Origin of the sequence: Flavobacterium terrisoli, assembly GCF_030167905.1 — a bacterium.
GTDB classification, from domain to species: domain Bacteria; phylum Bacteroidota; class Bacteroidia; order Flavobacteriales; family Flavobacteriaceae; genus Flavobacterium; species Flavobacterium terrisoli.
In genome coordinates this window covers 243,943-260,213 of sequence record NZ_JARGNA010000001.1, presented here as the reverse complement: position 1 = coordinate 260,213, position 16,271 = coordinate 243,943, and the positions used below count along the sequence as shown (strand labels likewise).

Below are 16,271 nucleotides of genomic sequence, written 5' to 3'. Positions count from 1 at the left end.
TTAAAAGAATTTAAAAAATATGATGGTTATTATAGTGTGTTAATAGTACCAATAACTTTTTCTAAAAAGGCAGTGTTTTAAAGTTATCTAAACTTATACAGAGAAGTTAACAATGTTAAGTTATTGTAAAGTTCTTAAAATGAGGAAAATTTTGATTCTTATCAACAGTTGTTAACAGGTAAAAAAACACTCGAATTTTTAATAAGTTTAGTTGTTGATTTTTGTTGAAAACCATCTTTTTTATGCTCATAAATTATCCAAAAAAAGACCAAACTAAATTTGATTTTCTCGTTTCAATTTTTGATTAGAAAAATTTTAATTACAACCTCGAAAAACTTCTAATTTTCTATCCAAAGTTGTTAACAATCCGTGTTAATTTAAAGTTAACTGATTATCAAGGATTTGCAAATCACTATCAACATTCTATAATTTTAACATTTGTGTTGAGCTTTTTACAATGATTTTCAAATAGTTATAGAAACATCTCAGTGGATAGAAAATCTTATGTTTTTAGAATCAAGTAGTTACAATAAAGTAGAAAACCAACCGATAGTTTCCGTAAATTTGTCCTCATAACTACAATCACAACACCATGAAAATCTCCATCGGAAACGATCACGCAGGACCGGATTATAAAAAAGCCATTGTTGACTTTTTAGAACAAAAAGGCTATCAGATTTTTAACCACGGAACCGACACTTTTGATAGTGTTGATTATCCCGATTTTGGACATCCTGTTGCGGTTGATGTGGAAACAAAAAAAGCCAATTTCGGTATCGTGATTTGTGGTTCAGGAAACGGAATCAATATGACAGTGAATAAACATCAGGGTATTCGTTCGGCGTTATGCTGGACCAAAGAAATTGCGACTTTGGCGCGTCAACATAATGATGCTAACATCATTAGTATACCGGCAAGATTTACCTCGGTTCAACAAGCGGTCGAAATGGTGGACACTTTTTTAAATACTTCGTTCGAAGGCGGAAGGCATGCTAACAGAGTGAATAAAATAGCCTGTCAGTAACATGAGTGAAGTCCACATTCATAAGCATGAAGTAAAAGGGAAAAACCTTGTACTATCCATACTTTTAAACCTGTTGATTACGATTGCTCAGGTTGTGGGCGGAATCATATCTGGCAGTTTGGCACTGATTTCAGATGCTTTGCACAATTTCTCCGATGTCCTATCGCTGATTTTTAGTTTGGTCGCACACAAATTGTCCAGAAGAAAAGCTTCTATCAATAATACTTTTGGTTATAAAAGAGCTGAATTAATCGCCGCTTTCGTCAATGCTTCGACATTGGTAATTGTGGCTTTTATTCTGATTTATGGTGCTGTGGAAAGATTTTTTAATCCACAACCGATAGAATCTGGTTTGGTGATTTGGTTGGCGCTTTTAGGAATTGTAGTCAATGGACTTTCAGTTGTTTTTCTTCGGAAAGATGCGGAACACAACATCAATATGAAATCAGCCTATTTGCATTTACTGACCGATATGATGGCTTCCGTAGCCGTTTTGGTTGGTGGATTATTGATGAAATTCTACGGCTGGTTCTGGGTTGATAGCGTGATGACCATTGCGATTGCCCTTTACCTGATTGTCGTTGGTATCAAATTATTGATGACCTCGACCAAAATGCTGATGCTTTTCACACCCGATTTTATTGACATCAAAGAATTGGTTCGCGAAGTGCACAAAATAAAAGGAGTTAATAAATTGCACCACATCCATGTTTGGCATCTCAATGACGAAGAATTGCACCTCGAAGCGCATTTGGATTGTTCGGAAGATATAAAAATGAGTGAATTCAATGAGTTGCTGGATAAGGTTGAACAAGTTTTATTTCTTAAATTTAACATCAATCACATCAATATCCAACCCGAATTCAAGAAGAAAGATCCAAAAGATTTCATTGTTCAGGACTAATGACAACGCTTGATTTAAATAGTATCCAAAATATTTTTAAAAAACGTTTGCCCAATTCACACAAAGGCAATCACGGTCACGCGCTGATTATTGCCGGAAGTAAAGAAAAAATGGGAGCTGCAATTATCGCAGCAAAATCGGCGCTTCGCGCCGGAGCCGGTTTGGTCACAGTCAACATTCCGAAAAAAGAACGTCTGGCGATTTTTACTTCCATTCCGGAAGCGATGATAGAATTTAGGGAAGAGAATCACGATTGGCACCAATACAACGCCGTTGCCATCGGACCGGGTTTAGGAACTGAGAAACCAACCGAAAGAAAAATAGAACTGCTGATTGAAAACGTAAAATTCCCCATTGTTTTTGATGCCGATGCGCTAAATGTTTTTGCCCAAAATCGGGAGCTACTAAAAAAACTTCCGGCCAAATCCATTTTAACGCCGCATGTCAAAGAGTTTGACCGATTGTTTGACATCCATTTTTCAACCGAAAAAAGACAACAAAAAGCCATCGAAAAAGCCATCGAGCTCAACTGTATCATTGTGTTGAAAGGCGACAAAACCTTCATCACCGATGGCAACCAAAGCTTTCAGAATACGACCGGTAATTCGGGCTTGGCCAAAGGCGGTTCAGGCGATGCTTTGACCGGAATCATTACCGCGTTTTTAGCACAAGGCTACGAACCGATCAATGCTGCCATTCTCGGCGTTTATCTTCACGGTTTGGCCGCCGATATTACCTTGGAAACCCAAAGTCCGGAAAGCATGTTGATTACCGATGTGATAGAAAATCTAGGCAAAGCTTTCCAACAAGTACAAATTAAAAAAACGGATTAGCTATGTAGTGCTTTCCAGAACAAGATAAAGCTGATTACAATAAACAGAAAAACCGGGATACCGGCCAATAGGTTTAAATTTCTTTTTAGTTTCAAGGATTTTTTATGGAAAAAATAGCTTTCCACCAATAAAAAAACCGACCAAAAGAACAATCCAGTGTAAATGCTTAAAGCATAAATTATAAAAAAATCCTCAGGTAGGTTAAGATAAAAAGCAATACTTCCCAAGCAAAGCACTACCAACAATAAGATACGCAGGAAAAAATATTTTATCATTATTTGATATTAAGAGGAGAACCGAGACCAAAGGTCGAACGGTATGAAATAAATGTCCACCGAACATTCGGTCGTTTCATGTAAAAATAATAATTAATCCCCAAACTTTAAATTCTGGGATAATTAACAACAAATACACACTAAAAATTTTATCATTGCACCATAATTATCCTATACAAAAATGACTAGCATACAATTCATTCAAAACCAGGTTACGGCATCGCCAAAAAGCATCGAGGCGACTTTAAAATTATTATCCGAAGATTGCACCATTCCTTTTATTTCGCGTTACCGAAAAGACCAAACCGGAAATCTGGATGAAGTTGTGATTGAAAATATTGCCAAACATTCAAAGCAATACGACGAAATTGTAAAACGAAAAGACAGCGTTTTAAAATCAATCGAGGAACAAGGCCAACTAACATCAGATTTGAAAGCTAAAATCGAAAACAGTTTCGATTTGCAGGAGATTGAAGATTTGTATCTGCCTTATAAAAAGAAGAAAAAAACCCGCGCCGATGTTGCCCGTGAAAACGGTTTGGAACCTTTGGCCAAAATCATTATGGCACAAAATTCGGATGATATTGAATTTCTCGCTTCCAAATATTTGAATGCCAAAGTGGTCAATGAAGACGATGCATTACAAGGCGCGCGCGATATCATTGCCGAATGGATCAATGAAAATATCTACATCCGAAAAAATCTGCGTCGTTTGTTTCAAAGAAAAGCGGTTATTGAAACCAAAGTAGTCAAAACCAAAAAAGACGACGAAGCCGCTCAAAAATTCTCTCAATATTTTGAATGGGCCGAACCGATTTCCAAAGCGCCATCACACCGATTATTGGCGATGCTACGTGCCGAAGCCGAAGGTTTTGTCAAACTCAATGTCGAAATAGAAAACGAGGAAGCTATTGAATTCATCGAAAACAACACTATAAAAAACAATCGCGAAACCGCAGACCAATTGCGATTGGCCATCAAAGACAGTTATAAAAGATTATTGGAACCGGCGATTTCCAACGAAACCTTACAGGAAGCCAAAGCCAAAGCCGATGCCAAAGCGATTGAAGTTTTTGCCGGGAATTTGGGTCAATTGTTATTGGCACCGCCGTTGGGTGAAAAGCGAATTTTAGCCATAGATCCGGGATATAGAAGCGGTTGTAAAGTGGTTTGCCTGGATGAAAAAGGAGATTTGTTATACAACGAAACCATTTATCCGCACCAACCGCAAAACGAAACCGCAATGGCGATGAAGAAAATCAAATCGATGGTGAATGCCTATAATATTGAAGCGATTTCTATTGGTAACGGAACCGCTTCGAGAGAAACAGAGTTCTTTATCAAAAAGATTGCTTTTGATAAGTCCGTTCAGGTTTTTGTGGTTTCAGAAGCCGGCGCGTCAGTGTATTCAGCAAGTAAAATAGCCCGCGATGAATTCCCAAATTTTGATGTAACCGTTCGTGGCTCGGTTTCTATCGGAAGACGATTGTCAGATCCATTGGCGGAATTGGTAAAAATTGACGCCAAATCCATCGGTGTTGGGCAATACCAACACGATGTGGACCAAACCAAACTCAAGGAAGAATTAGACACAGTTGTGGTTCGCTGCGTGAATTCGGTTGGAATCAATATCAATACGGCAAGTAAATCATTACTGAGTTATGTCTCGGGAATCGGTGAAAAAATGGCCGAAAACATTGTGGCATACCGCTCAGAAAATGGTCCGTTTGAAGACAGAAAGCAGTTGAAAAAAGTGCCGCGTTTGGGTGATAAAGCCTACCAACAAGCCGCAGCTTTTATCAGAATCAAGGACGGAAAAAACCCGTTGGATAACTCAGCCGTTCATCCGGAAGCTTACAGTATAGTGGAAAAAATGGCCAAAGATTTAGGGCTAAAAACAGCCGAACTGATTGGCAAAAAAGACAAAATCAGTTTGATAAAACCGGAAGCTTATATCACTTCGGATATTGGAATTCTGGGAATCAAAGACATTTTAAAAGAACTCGAAAAACCGGGATTGGATCCAAGAAAAGCCGCAAAAGTTTTTGAATTTGACCCTAATGTAAAAACCATAAAAGACGTTCGCTCGGGAATGATTTTACCCGGAATTGTCAATAATATTACCGCCTTCGGCTGTTTTGTCGACATCGGAATCAAGGAAAGTGGCTTGGTTCACATTTCCCAACTCAAAGAAGGTTTTGTTTCCGATGTGAATGAAGTAGTCAAGTTACACCAACATGTTCAGGTGAAAGTTGTTGAGGTTGACGAAGACCGAAAAAGAATCCAGTTGACGATGGTATTTTAAAATAAAAACCCCAAAGCCATTAGGTCTTTGGGGTTTAATTTTATAATCAAGAAAAATTACTCTTTTGTAGTAGTATCTTCTTCTTTTTTAGGCTCTGTTGTATCGTCTTTAGCAGCTTTTTTAAATTCTTTTACTCCGCTACCCAAACCTTTCATTAGTTCCGGAATTTTTTTACCTCCAAAAAGTAATAAAATAACGGCCAAAATCAACATCATTTGCGGGAATTCAATTGTGCCAAGAAATATGGTTAAAAAGTTCATGATAATATGAATTAGATTAAATATTTGGCAAATGTAGAAAATAAATTAATAGATGCGTCTGTTTTAGCATTAAAGAACGTTAAACTTTATGAAATCTTAAGCAGATATAATTTCTATATTTGTGGTATAATCAACGATCATGTCGGGAAAACGGCTCAAACGCAAAATCATTAAGAAAAAACTATTCACGAAAAACCGTCTGGTTATCCTGAATGAAGAAACCTTTGAAGAAGTATTTTCTTTGCGTCTGACATTGATGAATGTTTTTGTTGTAGCCACAGTCGGCGCTTTTTTGATCATTTTTATCACGACTTATATCATCGCCTTTACCCCTTTACGAGAATATATTCCGGGTTATGCTTCGACCAAACTAAAAAGAGATGCGACCGAATTGGCACTGAAATCCGATTCACTTAGCAATGCCTTAAAGAAAAACGAAGCCTATATTGCCTCCATCAAAAAGATTTTGACCGGCGATTTGGATTATGCTAAATTCAGTAAAGATTCGATAACCGCCACCAATGTTGAGCCGGTTTCTGAAGATGATTTGAAGCCTACGGAAGCCGATTTGAAATTGAGGGAAGAAGTCGCCAGGGAAGACAAATACAATCTTTTTGAAAAGGCGAAGCCAAAAGTAAGTGTTGTTTTTTTTCCACCGGCTCAAGGCATGATTACCGAAAAATTCAACCCGAAGGACAAGCATTATGCGGTTGATGTGGCTTTGGCCAAAGACACGCCGATAAAAGCCATTTTGGGCGGAACAGTAATTTTTGCCGATTGGACACCAACGACTGGAAACGTGGTCATTATCAGACACACCAATGGATTTATTTCTGCCTATAAACACGCCGCTTCCTTAACCAAAGAACAGGGCGATGTGGTAAGAACAGGTGAAGTCATCGCGCTTGCCGGTTCCACCGGACAGGAATCAACCGGTGTGCATCTGCATTTTGAATTGTGGAAAGATGGTTACCCAATCGACCCAAGTATCTTTATAGCCTTTGAGTAATATGGAAGAAATTTTGAATGACATCAGCCAGCAAACCTTGATTATTCCTTTTACAACGGGATCAATCTTTGTTATTGCAGCCTTAGTAACACTAGTATTTCCACCAAAAAAAATAAACTACCTGTATGGTTACAGAACGAGGGCTTCAATGAAAAACCAAAAGATTTGGGATTTTTCACAACGTTTTTCAGGAATTAAAATGGTACAAATCGGATTGGCCCTAGTAGTATTTTCATTTTCGAATTATTTTATGAAATTGGATGGAGGTTTGCAAATCAGTATCGGATTCTCATCAGTTATTATAGGCTGTGCTTTTTTATTTTTTGCAACCGAAAGAGCCATCAGAAAGAATTTCCCAAACAATTAACAATGTCCATAAAATCTATAGCCGCCAAATTATTTGCCAAAAGCATCCACAGCAAAACCCAAGCCTGGGCTTCAAAACCTGTTGAAACCCAACAAAAAGTGTTGCAGGATTTGATAAGCCAAGCCCAATTGACTCAGTTTGGGAACGACCATGATTTTGCCAACATCAAAACTTTTGAAGACTTTGCTGCCAAAGTTCCGATTCGAGATTATGAAGAATTGCGGCCTTATGTGGATAGGGTAGTAAAAGGTGAAGAAAACATTCTCTGGAAAGGCAAACCGATATATTTTGCCAAAACTTCAGGAACGACTTCCGGGGCAAAATACATTCCGCTGACTAAGGAATCGATGCCGTTTCACATTCAGGCTGCGCGAAATGCCATTCTGAGTTATATCCATGAAACCGGCAAAGCCGACTTTGTTGATGGCAAAATGATTTTTCTGCAAGGCAGCCCTATTCTGGAGGAAAAAAACGGAATCAAATTGGGAAGATTGTCAGGCATCGTCGCGCATTTTGTGCCAAAATACCTCCAAAAAAACCGTATGCCGAGTTGGGAAACCAATTGCATTGAAGATTGGGAAACCAAAGTAGATGCGATAGTCGAAGAAACATTCAACGAAGACATGAGTGTCATTTCGGGAATCCCGAGTTGGGTGCAAATGTATTTTGAAAAACTGCAGCAAAAAGGAAACAAACCCGTGGGTGATATTTTCAGAAACTTCAATTTGTTTATTTACGGTGGCGTAAATTATGAACCCTATCGTGCCAAATTTGAAAACCTAATCGGACGAAAAGTCGATTCGATAGAGTTGTTTCCGGCGTCCGAAGGCTTTTTCGCCTATCAGGATTCACAAACCGAAAAAGGCATGTTATTGCTTTTGAATTCGGGTATTTTCTATGAATTTGTAAAAGCAGACGAATTTTTTACCGAAAAGCCAAGACGCTATACAATAGGCGAAGTGGAATTGGGAACCAATTATGTTTTAATCATTTCCACCAATGCCGGACTTTGGGCATACAACATCGGCGATACCGTTCAATTTACGAGTTTGAAACCCTATCGCGTTATCGTTTCCGGAAGAATCAAACATTACATTTCGGCTTTTGGCGAACATGTCATAGGGAAAGAAGTGGAAAGTGCTTTGCAGGAAGCGATGGATGGTACGAATGTTCGGGTCAACGAGTTTACCGTAGCACCACAAATTACGCCAAGTGAAGGAATGCCTTATCACGAATGGTTTATCGAATTTGAAAACGAACCCGAAAACTTAGCCGATTTTGCCCTGAGAATTGACGAAGCAATGCGCCAACAAAACACCTATTATGACGATTTAATTGTAGGTCATGTGCTGCGAACGTTAGTCATTACCAAAGTGGCCAAAAACGGCTTCCAGGACTATATGAAATCCATTGGAAAACTCGGCGGACAAAACAAATTGCCACGATTAGCCAACGACAGAAAAATTGCTGACTTTTTTAGCAGAAAATAGAAAAAGATGCAAGCAAAAAAAGGGTTGTGGCTATTTATTTTTATAGGTTTTTCTGCTTTTAGTCAAATTAAAGGCATTGTGGTTGATGAAAAAAACCAACCGATTCCGTATGTCAATGTTTGGGTGGAAAATGAAAATATAGGAACAACTTCTGATGAAAATGGTACTTTTAAAATTAATACTTCTGAGGATAAGACACTTGTTTTTTCTTCCGTTGGTTTTGAAGTCAAAAAGACAGCGATAAAAGAAGGCGAAAGAGTAGTTTTAAAAGAAGCGGTTTATAAATTAAAGGAAGTAGTACTATCCAAAAGAAAACAAGATAAGGAAATCGAAATTGGTGATGCCCAAAGAATCCACCACAGACAACTATCCGGGGACAAACCTTGGATTTACGGGAAATTATTTGAACAGGATACTATTTATAAAAAAACGCCGTTTTTAAAGAAGATCGTATTTTATTCAGACAGCGATAAAAAAGGCGCCAAACTAAAAATCAGGATTTTCGAATTCAACGATTCCATTCCCGGAAATGACCTAATAGACGAAGATCTAATTGTGACGGTCAAGAAAGGAATGAAACGAAATGTAATTGATGTTTCCAAATACAATCTGACCTTTCCCGAAAAAGGAATTGTCATTGGTTTGGAATGGATGATTATAGAAGAAAACAGAGCTGATTTTAAATACAAAGATCATCAAACCAAAAAAATGATGGTAATGGAAGATTACGCACCATCATTGGTGGTTAACTATTCTGAAAAAGAAAATGCATTTACTTATTCCCAAGGAAAATGGAGTAGAAGCAAAGTATTCCTTACTGAACAGAAAAGCAAAGAACCCTGGTATAATAAAGTAATGATGCCTGCCATAAATTTGATATTGTCCAACTAATGAAAACAGCCTTTTTTTTCTTTTTGTTTTCGATTTCACTCGTTGCCCAAACTAAAGGCATCGTAAAAGACAGCCTTACAGGCAAACCGATTTCGTATGTCAATATTTGGGTGGAAAATGAGAACATCGCCACGACATCTGAGGAAGACGGGATTTTTTCCATCAATGCCTCGGGAAACAAAAACCTGATTTTTTCGGCTTTGGGTTACGAAAAGAAAACGATAAAAGCATCGCAATCTGCTGAAGTTTTTCTGAATTCCAAAGCTTTTGATTTGGATGAGGTTGTCATTTCCAATAGTATCGGAACCAAACAAATTACGATAGGCATAACCGAAAATACCATTGCCCAGGCTTTTGACAACGGACCAAGAATGGATGTGAAATATTTCCCGTATAGCCCAGACTATAAAAGGTTGAAATACATCAAAAAAGTAACGATTTATACCGATAGCAGAATAGAAGGCGCAACAATCAAACTTCATTTTTTTAAAGTCGATGGCAATGGTTTTCCGGGAGAAGAATTACTCAAAAAAGCCTTAATTGTTTCGGTGAAAAACGGCACCAAAAACAACAAAATTGATTTGACGGATTATAATTTGGTGATGCCAAAAAACGGAATGTTTGTTGGGTTTGAAAAGCTCATGATTGAAAAAAACAAGAAGGAAAAAACCATCACCGACCAGAACACCCAAACCACACAAATTCAAAAAATCTATTATCCGTTGGTGTTGTAGAACTATGTGGAAAGAGAGGCTTTGTTCACTTTTTCAGGCGGAAAATGGAATAAACAGGTAAATGAAAATGTTGCATCTACGGGAAAAATAAGAGTTTATGAACCCGCGATTAACCTAATTCTAACCAACTAATCACAAAAACCTTATCTTTGCGGGTTAGAAAACAAAATTTAATGAAAGAAATTAAAAACATTTCGCGCTCAAGAGCGCAAGAATCGTCGGCAGCTATCGAACGATTGTACATTACCATGAGACATTTATTTAACAGAGGTTTCTATAAACCAATGGGTGTTTCAGGAGAAACGTTAAGAGAAGCGTTACTTTCTCTAAGACCTGAAATTTACGGAAGCATTGCAGAAGAAAAAGTAGAACTCAACGGTTTGCTTTATGTTATTGAAAGACTTCCGGTAGGCATTGAAGAATGTCGTTTTATCAATTTAACTTCAGATGAAGGTTATTCAAAATCGCACTTCCAGGCGATTGTTCCACCAAAGAGAAGAAGAAACTGTTACCGTATCGATGAAGAACAAATGAACGTGGAAATCACACGTGGCCGTTCGGACATCTATGATATTTTAACGCATTTGACTTTTATCTTTATCGAATCACACAAAATCAAAGACCGCGTTTTGCTTGATGAAAGCAACGTTGAATTGACCCGTGATTGGCAAAAATTAGAGCAGGCAGTTTTACAAAACAAAAAGTTTACACAGACCGAAAAGGAAATCGCGATTTCTCATGCGGCGAATGTTTTGGGGAGAAGTTTTTCGGAGGTTTTAGACATTTATGATTCTTTTGGAACCAAAGAAAAACCAGATAGATTTTTACATGTGATTTACTGGTTAGGAAAATTAGCCATTGAAGAAATCGTCGATAACAACAAAAGAACCATTACGTTCAGTCCGATTCTAAGAGAAAGATTAGGACATCATATCCACGGTGAAATTTGGGCAACTACCATCAAAGAAACGCTGAAAGCCAATAATTTGTTGGAAAGACCGATTCACATTATCAGTGCCAACATGCACAGTGTGATGAATTCGATTTTTGCCACAAACGTTTTGAAAACCAAATTCAAGGACAAATCGGATTTCTTTATTTATGAAGAATTGAGTAAATCCGGAGCTGATCCGGTTAGAAATAAAGTAGAGGAAGTTGCCTTGAAGCAAGGAATGATTTCTTTACCTGACCAATCAGGAACCAATATCGATGTTCAGATTTTTGACACCGCTAAAATTGATTGGGCCAAATCAAGTTTCCCGAAAGCCGTAATCGGAAAAGAAAGCCCGGTACTGATTGTTATGGATTATGCTTTTGGCGAGCAGGCTTTTGAAACGATTGATGAATTATTGAAACCTTATAAAGACGGGAAAACCAAAATTTTCCTCAATGTAGAATCGGTTTCCATTATGGGAAAAGCCGGAATTTTACAAGGCGGAAAAGGCGATATTATGATTCCATCGGCGCACATCAACGAAGGAACAGCCGATAATTATCCATTCGAAAATGAATTGACCGCAGAGATGTTTGAAGGCAATGGTATCCCCGTATTTTCGGGACCAATGGTTACCGTATTGGGAACTTCACTTCAGAACAAAGATTTATTAAAATTCTTCCACGAGTCAACCTGGGAAGTAATTGGTCTTGAAATGGAAGGTTCTTACTATCAAAAGGCTATTCAATCGGCTTCGAAAATCAGAAAGAGCATCCATCCTAATGTGAAAGTCCGTTATGCTTATTATGCTTCGGATAATCCTTTGGAAACCGGAAGCACATTGGCATCAGGCGGATTGGGAACGACAGGAGTGAAACCGACTTATTTAATTACAATTAAAATATTAGAACAAATCTTTAACGTTAAATAATAATTTTTATGAGCGCAACATCTCAAAATAACCCTGACAATCAGGAAATAGATTTATCTCAGATTTCTAAGAGAATCGGAAATTTTTTTGAAAACATTTCGAATCAGATTTTCAAAGGATTTTTGTTTTTCAAGAGAAACATTATTTGGGTTGGAATACTATTTGTTCTTGGCGCAGGATTGGGTTATTATATAGACAAAACCACTAAAATTTATGACAATCAGATTATGGTTGTTCCTAATTTTGGCTCTGTAGATTATCTGTATGCTAAAGTTGATTTGCTGCAATCTAAACTTGAGGAAGGCGATACCGTTTTTTTGAAAAAAGTGGTAGGAATACAAAACCCAAGAAAATTCAAGTCCATCAGCATTTCACCTGTAGTTGATTTGTATAAATTTATTGAGAATAAAAATCAAAATTTTGATATGATTAAATTGTTGGCGGAAGATGGCGATATCAAAAAAGTAGTCAATGAACCTTTGACCAGTAAAAATTATCCTTACCATTTGATCTCATTCTCAACAGATGGTTTAACCTCAGAAGAGAAAACCGTTAAGCCGTTACTTAATTACCTTAACAATACAGCGCATTATACTCGAATTCAAAAGGAGTATTTGAACAACGTTAGAATAAAAATGGTTGAAAACGACTCGATAATTGCTCAGATTAACGGGGTTTTGAATTCATTGAACAGTACTGTAAACGGAGCTCAGAAAAGTGACAAATTGGTTTACTATAGCGAAAACTCTCAATTGGATGAAGTAATTAAAACTAAAGATGCATTAGTCGCCGAACAAGGAAATCTTCGAATTGCATTAGTTAGCCTTGATAAAGTGATTAAGGATAACACGAGTACCTTAAATAACAGAAATAAGAGAGCGCCAAACAATAAAATGAAAATGATATTACCGGTTTCGTTTATATTCATTTTCATTCTTCTGGGGCTTTTAAAGCACTATTACAAAACTCAAATGGCCAAATTGAAAGACTAATATGAAAGGAATAATTTTAGCAGGAGGATCAGGCACAAGATTGCATCCGTTGACTCTGGCAGTCAGCAAACAGTTAATGCCGATTTACGATAAACCAATGATATATTATCCATTGTCAACCTTGATGTGGTCGGGGATTCGTGAAATTCTGATTATTTCTACACCGCATGATTTACCGTTATTCCGACAATTATTAGGCGATGGTTCCAGTTTAGGCTGTCGATTTGAATATGCGGTGCAGGAAAACCCTAATGGTTTGGCAGAAGCTTTTATCATCGGGAAAGAATTTATCGGCAATGACAAAGTAGCCCTGGTTTTAGGAGATAATATATTTTATGGCACCGGACTTTCTGATTTGCTTTTGGCCAATAACAATCCTGATGGCGGAATCATTTATGCCTACCATGTTCATGATCCCGAACGCTATGGAGTCGTTGATTTTGATACCAATGGCAAAGTATTGTCCATAGAAGAAAAACCCGAACAACCAAAATCCAATTATGCTGTTCCGGGAATTTATTTTTATGACAATGATGTTGTTGAAATTGCTGCGAATATAAAACCAAGTCACAGAGGCGAACTTGAAATAACCGATGTAAATAAGGAATACCTCAAAAGAGGAAAGCTCAAAGTAAGCATCCTCGACAGAGGAACCGCCTGGTTAGATACCGGTACTTTTAATTCCCTGATGCAAGCCAGTCAGTTTGTTCAGGTTATTGAAGAAAGACAGGGATTAAAAATTGGTGCCATTGAAGAAGCCGCTTATAGAATGGGCTTTATCAACGCAGAGCAATTAAAAAAATTGGCCCAACCGTTATTAAAAAGTGGTTATGGCAATCATTTATTAAGTTTGATTTAAATGAATTTTATTCCAACAAAACTCGAAGGCTGTTTTATCATTGAGCCGAATATCATCCGTGATGAAAGAGGCTATTTTATGGAAAGTTTTAACGAAAAAACTTTTCAGCAAGGTGTTGGCCAAGATACTCATTTTGTACAAGACAACCAATCCTATTCTTCAAAAGGCGTTTTACGCGGATTGCATTACCAAACCGGAGCACACTCACAAGCCAAATTGGTCAGAGTCTTACAAGGTGAAGTTTTAGATGTAGCAGTTGATATTAGACAGGAATCACCAACCTATGGACAATATGAATCGGTAGTTTTATCGGGAGAAAACCAAAAGCAATTTTTTGTGCCAAGAGGTTTTGCCCATGGATTTTTAGTGTTGAGCGATACCGCAGTGTTCTTTTATAAATGTGATAATTTCTATAACAAAGAAAGCGAAGGCGGAATCATCTACAATGATAAAACCATCAATATTGACTGGAATTTCCCTTCAGAAAGACTTATAATTTCGGAGAAAGACAGAGTTCAATCCACATTAGAAAACGCCAAAAAGGCATGGTAGTTTTAGTTACAGGAAGTGCGGGACAATTAGGTCAAAGCTTGCAATTTATTGCACCGAATTACCCTGACTTAACATTTGTTTTTTGTAGTTCGGCAGAATTGAACATTACCGATTTAGAAAAGAGCAGACAAATTTTCACTAAACACCAACCCGATTATTGCATCAACACAGCAGCCTATACCGCAGTTGACAAAGCCGAAAGTGAACCCGAAAAAGCGCATTTAATTAATGTGATTGGAGCCAAAAATATGGCTGAGGTTTGCAAGGCACACAATACGGTTTTACTTCACGTTTCCACTGATTTTGTTTTTGACGGAAACAAACAATCACCTTATACGGAAACTGATTTACCCAGCCCAACGGGAGTTTATGGTCAAACAAAACTCGACGGTGAAATGGCCATTCAGCAAACATGGGAGAAGCATTTTATCATCAGAACTTCCTGGGTTTATTCCCAATTTGGCCATAATTTTATGAAAACCATGCTTCGCTTGGCTTCGGAAAGAGACAGTCTTTCGGTGGTCAATGATCAAATTGGAACGCCCACGAATGCAGTTGATTTAGCCAACGCCTTAGTTCAAATAATTTTAACCGACAATCAACAACCGGCAACTGACAACTACGGCATCTATAACTTCAGCAATGAAGGCCAATGCAGTTGGTTTGATTTTGCCCAAAAAATATTTGAAATCAACAATATAAATATAAATTTACAATCAATTCCTACTTCGGGGTTTCCAACTCCGGCCAAGAGACCAAGTTATAGTGTTTTAGACAAAACAAAAATCAAGAACACTTTTGGAATTCAAATTAAAAATTGGGACGAAAGCTTAAAAACCATTACAGTATGAAAATTGTAGTAACCGGTGGCGCCGGATTTGTTGGGTCAACCCTTTGTTTACAGCTAAAGACAAAATACCCGGCTTATGAAATCGTGGCATTTGACAACCTGAAACGAAGAGGTTCAGAATTGAATCTGTCTGATTTTCAAAAAGCAGGAATTCCGTTTTTTCATGGTGACATCAGAAACAATGAAGATCTTTCCGCTTTGGGTAATTTTGATGTTTTAGTGGAAGCTTCGGCCGAACCGTCAGTTACTGCCGGGTTGGATTCAGATCCTACTTATGTCATCAATAATAATTTATACGGTTCGATAAACTGTTTTAATGCTTGCCTGAAAAATAAAGCTAAATTAATTTTCCTTTCAACCAGCAGGGTTTATCCGATTGACTGGATTGAAAATGCCAATTTTATCGAAGCAGAAACGCGTTTTGCCTTTGATGAAAATCAAACCACCAAAGGCATTTCACCGAAAGGGATTTCAGAAGAATTATCATTAGAAGGCGCGCGTTCTTTTTATGGAACGACTAAACTGGCTTCGGAACTTTTTATTCAGGAATATGCTGCTTTTTACGGTTTACAGGCTGCCGTTACAAGATTTGGCGTTATTGCCGGGCCAAGACAAATGGGTAAAACCGATCAAGGTGTTGTAACGCTTTGGATGGTCAAACATTTTTGGAATCAATCCTTAAAATACATTGGTTACGGCGGAACAGGAAAGCAAGTTCGTGATATCCTTCATGTGGATGATTTGGTTGAATTGATTGATTTGCAAATTCACCAAATCGAAAAATTCAAGGGTAAAATCTACAATGTTGGCGGCGGATTGGAAAACAGCGCTTCGTTATTGGAAATGACCAAAATCTGCGAAAAAATTACCGGAAATTCGATTAACATTGCTTCGGAAACAGCCACAAGAACAGCCGATTTGCGGATTTTTGTAACGGATAATTCCCGTATTGAAAACGAAATAGGATGGAAGCCAAAAAAATCGGTAGAAACCGTTTTTCAGGATATCTATGACTGGATAAAAACAAACGAGAATCAATTGCAATCAATACTGAAGTAGGA

The 16,271-nt window shown here is 37.7% G+C and carries 16 protein-coding genes; 15 read left to right on the top strand and 1 reads right to left on the bottom strand.

The features are described 5' to 3' along the window. The first annotated feature begins 592 nt into the window (after positions 1-592). From rpiB to P1K33_RS01140, 4 genes are all read left to right on the top strand, one after another. A complete protein-coding gene (gene rpiB, locus P1K33_RS01155; RefSeq protein WP_284651010.1) occupies positions 593-1,024 on the top strand; it encodes a ribose 5-phosphate isomerase B in 432 nt (143 codons plus the stop codon). 1 nt (position 1,025) lies between these two features. Next, entirely contained in the window at positions 1,026-1,928 is a 903-nt protein-coding gene (locus tag P1K33_RS01150; RefSeq protein WP_284651009.1) for a cation diffusion facilitator family transporter, read from the top strand. Further along, entirely contained in the window at positions 1,928-2,761 is an 834-nt protein-coding gene (locus tag P1K33_RS01145; protein ID WP_284651008.1) for an NAD(P)H-hydrate dehydratase, read from the top strand. The genes P1K33_RS01150 and P1K33_RS01145 overlap by 1 nt, the downstream gene beginning before the upstream one ends. Before the next feature lie 456 nt (positions 2,762-3,217). After that, the gene (locus P1K33_RS01140) at positions 3,218-5,341 is read left to right on the top strand and encodes a Tex family protein (protein ID WP_284651007.1); all 2,124 of its coding nucleotides are present in this window, start codon (positions 3,218-3,220) and stop codon (positions 5,339-5,341) included. Between the two features lie 56 nt (positions 5,342-5,397). On the opposite strand, the gene P1K33_RS01135 is transcribed toward P1K33_RS01140, so the two are convergent. Continuing rightward, positions 5,398-5,601, bottom strand: coding sequence for a Sec-independent protein translocase subunit TatA/TatB (locus P1K33_RS01135; protein WP_284651006.1), 204 nt, complete (start codon positions 5,599-5,601; stop codon positions 5,398-5,400). A 139-nt stretch (positions 5,602-5,740) separates the two neighbouring features. Here P1K33_RS01135 and P1K33_RS01130 point away from each other — a divergent pair, with 139 nt between their 5' ends. From P1K33_RS01130 to P1K33_RS01080, 11 genes are all read left to right on the top strand, one after another. Further along, entirely contained in the window at positions 5,741-6,610 is an 870-nt protein-coding gene (locus P1K33_RS01130; RefSeq protein ID WP_284651005.1) for a M23 family metallopeptidase, read from the top strand. Between the two features lies 1 nt (position 6,611). After that, complete coding sequence (locus P1K33_RS01125) at positions 6,612-6,977, top strand: SdpI family protein (RefSeq protein ID WP_284651004.1); 366 nt, start codon at positions 6,612-6,614, stop codon at positions 6,975-6,977. Positions 6,978-6,979: 2 nt separating this feature from the next. Continuing rightward, positions 6,980-8,467 (top strand): GH3 auxin-responsive promoter family protein, encoded by a 1,488-nt coding sequence (locus P1K33_RS01120; RefSeq protein ID WP_284651003.1) that lies wholly within the window; start codon positions 6,980-6,982, stop codon positions 8,465-8,467. A 6-nt stretch (positions 8,468-8,473) separates the two neighbouring features. Further along, the gene (locus P1K33_RS01115) at positions 8,474-9,358 is read left to right on the top strand and encodes a carboxypeptidase-like regulatory domain-containing protein (RefSeq protein WP_284651002.1); all 885 of its coding nucleotides are present in this window, start codon (positions 8,474-8,476) and stop codon (positions 9,356-9,358) included. Continuing rightward, positions 9,358-10,092, top strand: coding sequence for a carboxypeptidase-like regulatory domain-containing protein (locus P1K33_RS01110; RefSeq protein WP_284651001.1), 735 nt, complete (start codon positions 9,358-9,360; stop codon positions 10,090-10,092). The genes P1K33_RS01115 and P1K33_RS01110 overlap by 1 nt, the downstream gene beginning before the upstream one ends. A 173-nt stretch (positions 10,093-10,265) precedes the next feature. Then, positions 10,266-11,957 carry a DUF6909 family protein gene (locus P1K33_RS01105; RefSeq protein ID WP_284651000.1) on the top strand — a complete coding sequence of 564 codons (1,692 nt, stop codon included), beginning with the start codon at positions 10,266-10,268 and terminating at the stop codon, positions 11,955-11,957. An 8-nt stretch (positions 11,958-11,965) separates the two neighbouring features. Further along, positions 11,966-12,949 carry a hypothetical protein gene (locus tag P1K33_RS01100; RefSeq protein ID WP_284650999.1) on the top strand — a complete coding sequence of 328 codons (984 nt, stop codon included), beginning with the start codon at positions 11,966-11,968 and terminating at the stop codon, positions 12,947-12,949. 1 nt (position 12,950) lies between these two features. After that, positions 12,951-13,808: a glucose-1-phosphate thymidylyltransferase RfbA gene (gene rfbA / locus P1K33_RS01095; RefSeq protein ID WP_284650998.1), complete on the top strand. Its 858-nt coding sequence runs from the start codon at positions 12,951-12,953 to the stop codon at positions 13,806-13,808. Next, complete coding sequence (rfbC, locus tag P1K33_RS01090) at positions 13,809-14,360, top strand: dTDP-4-dehydrorhamnose 3,5-epimerase (RefSeq protein WP_284650997.1); 552 nt, start codon at positions 13,809-13,811, stop codon at positions 14,358-14,360. Next, positions 14,354-15,211 (top strand): dTDP-4-dehydrorhamnose reductase, encoded by an 858-nt coding sequence (gene rfbD, locus P1K33_RS01085; protein WP_284650996.1) that lies wholly within the window; start codon positions 14,354-14,356, stop codon positions 15,209-15,211. The genes rfbC and rfbD overlap by 7 nt, the downstream gene beginning before the upstream one ends. Continuing rightward, complete coding sequence (locus tag P1K33_RS01080) at positions 15,208-16,269, top strand: NAD-dependent epimerase/dehydratase family protein (protein WP_284650995.1); 1,062 nt, start codon at positions 15,208-15,210, stop codon at positions 16,267-16,269. Before rfbD ends, P1K33_RS01080 begins: the two co-directional genes overlap by 4 nt. Positions 16,270-16,271: the final 2 nt, after the last annotated feature.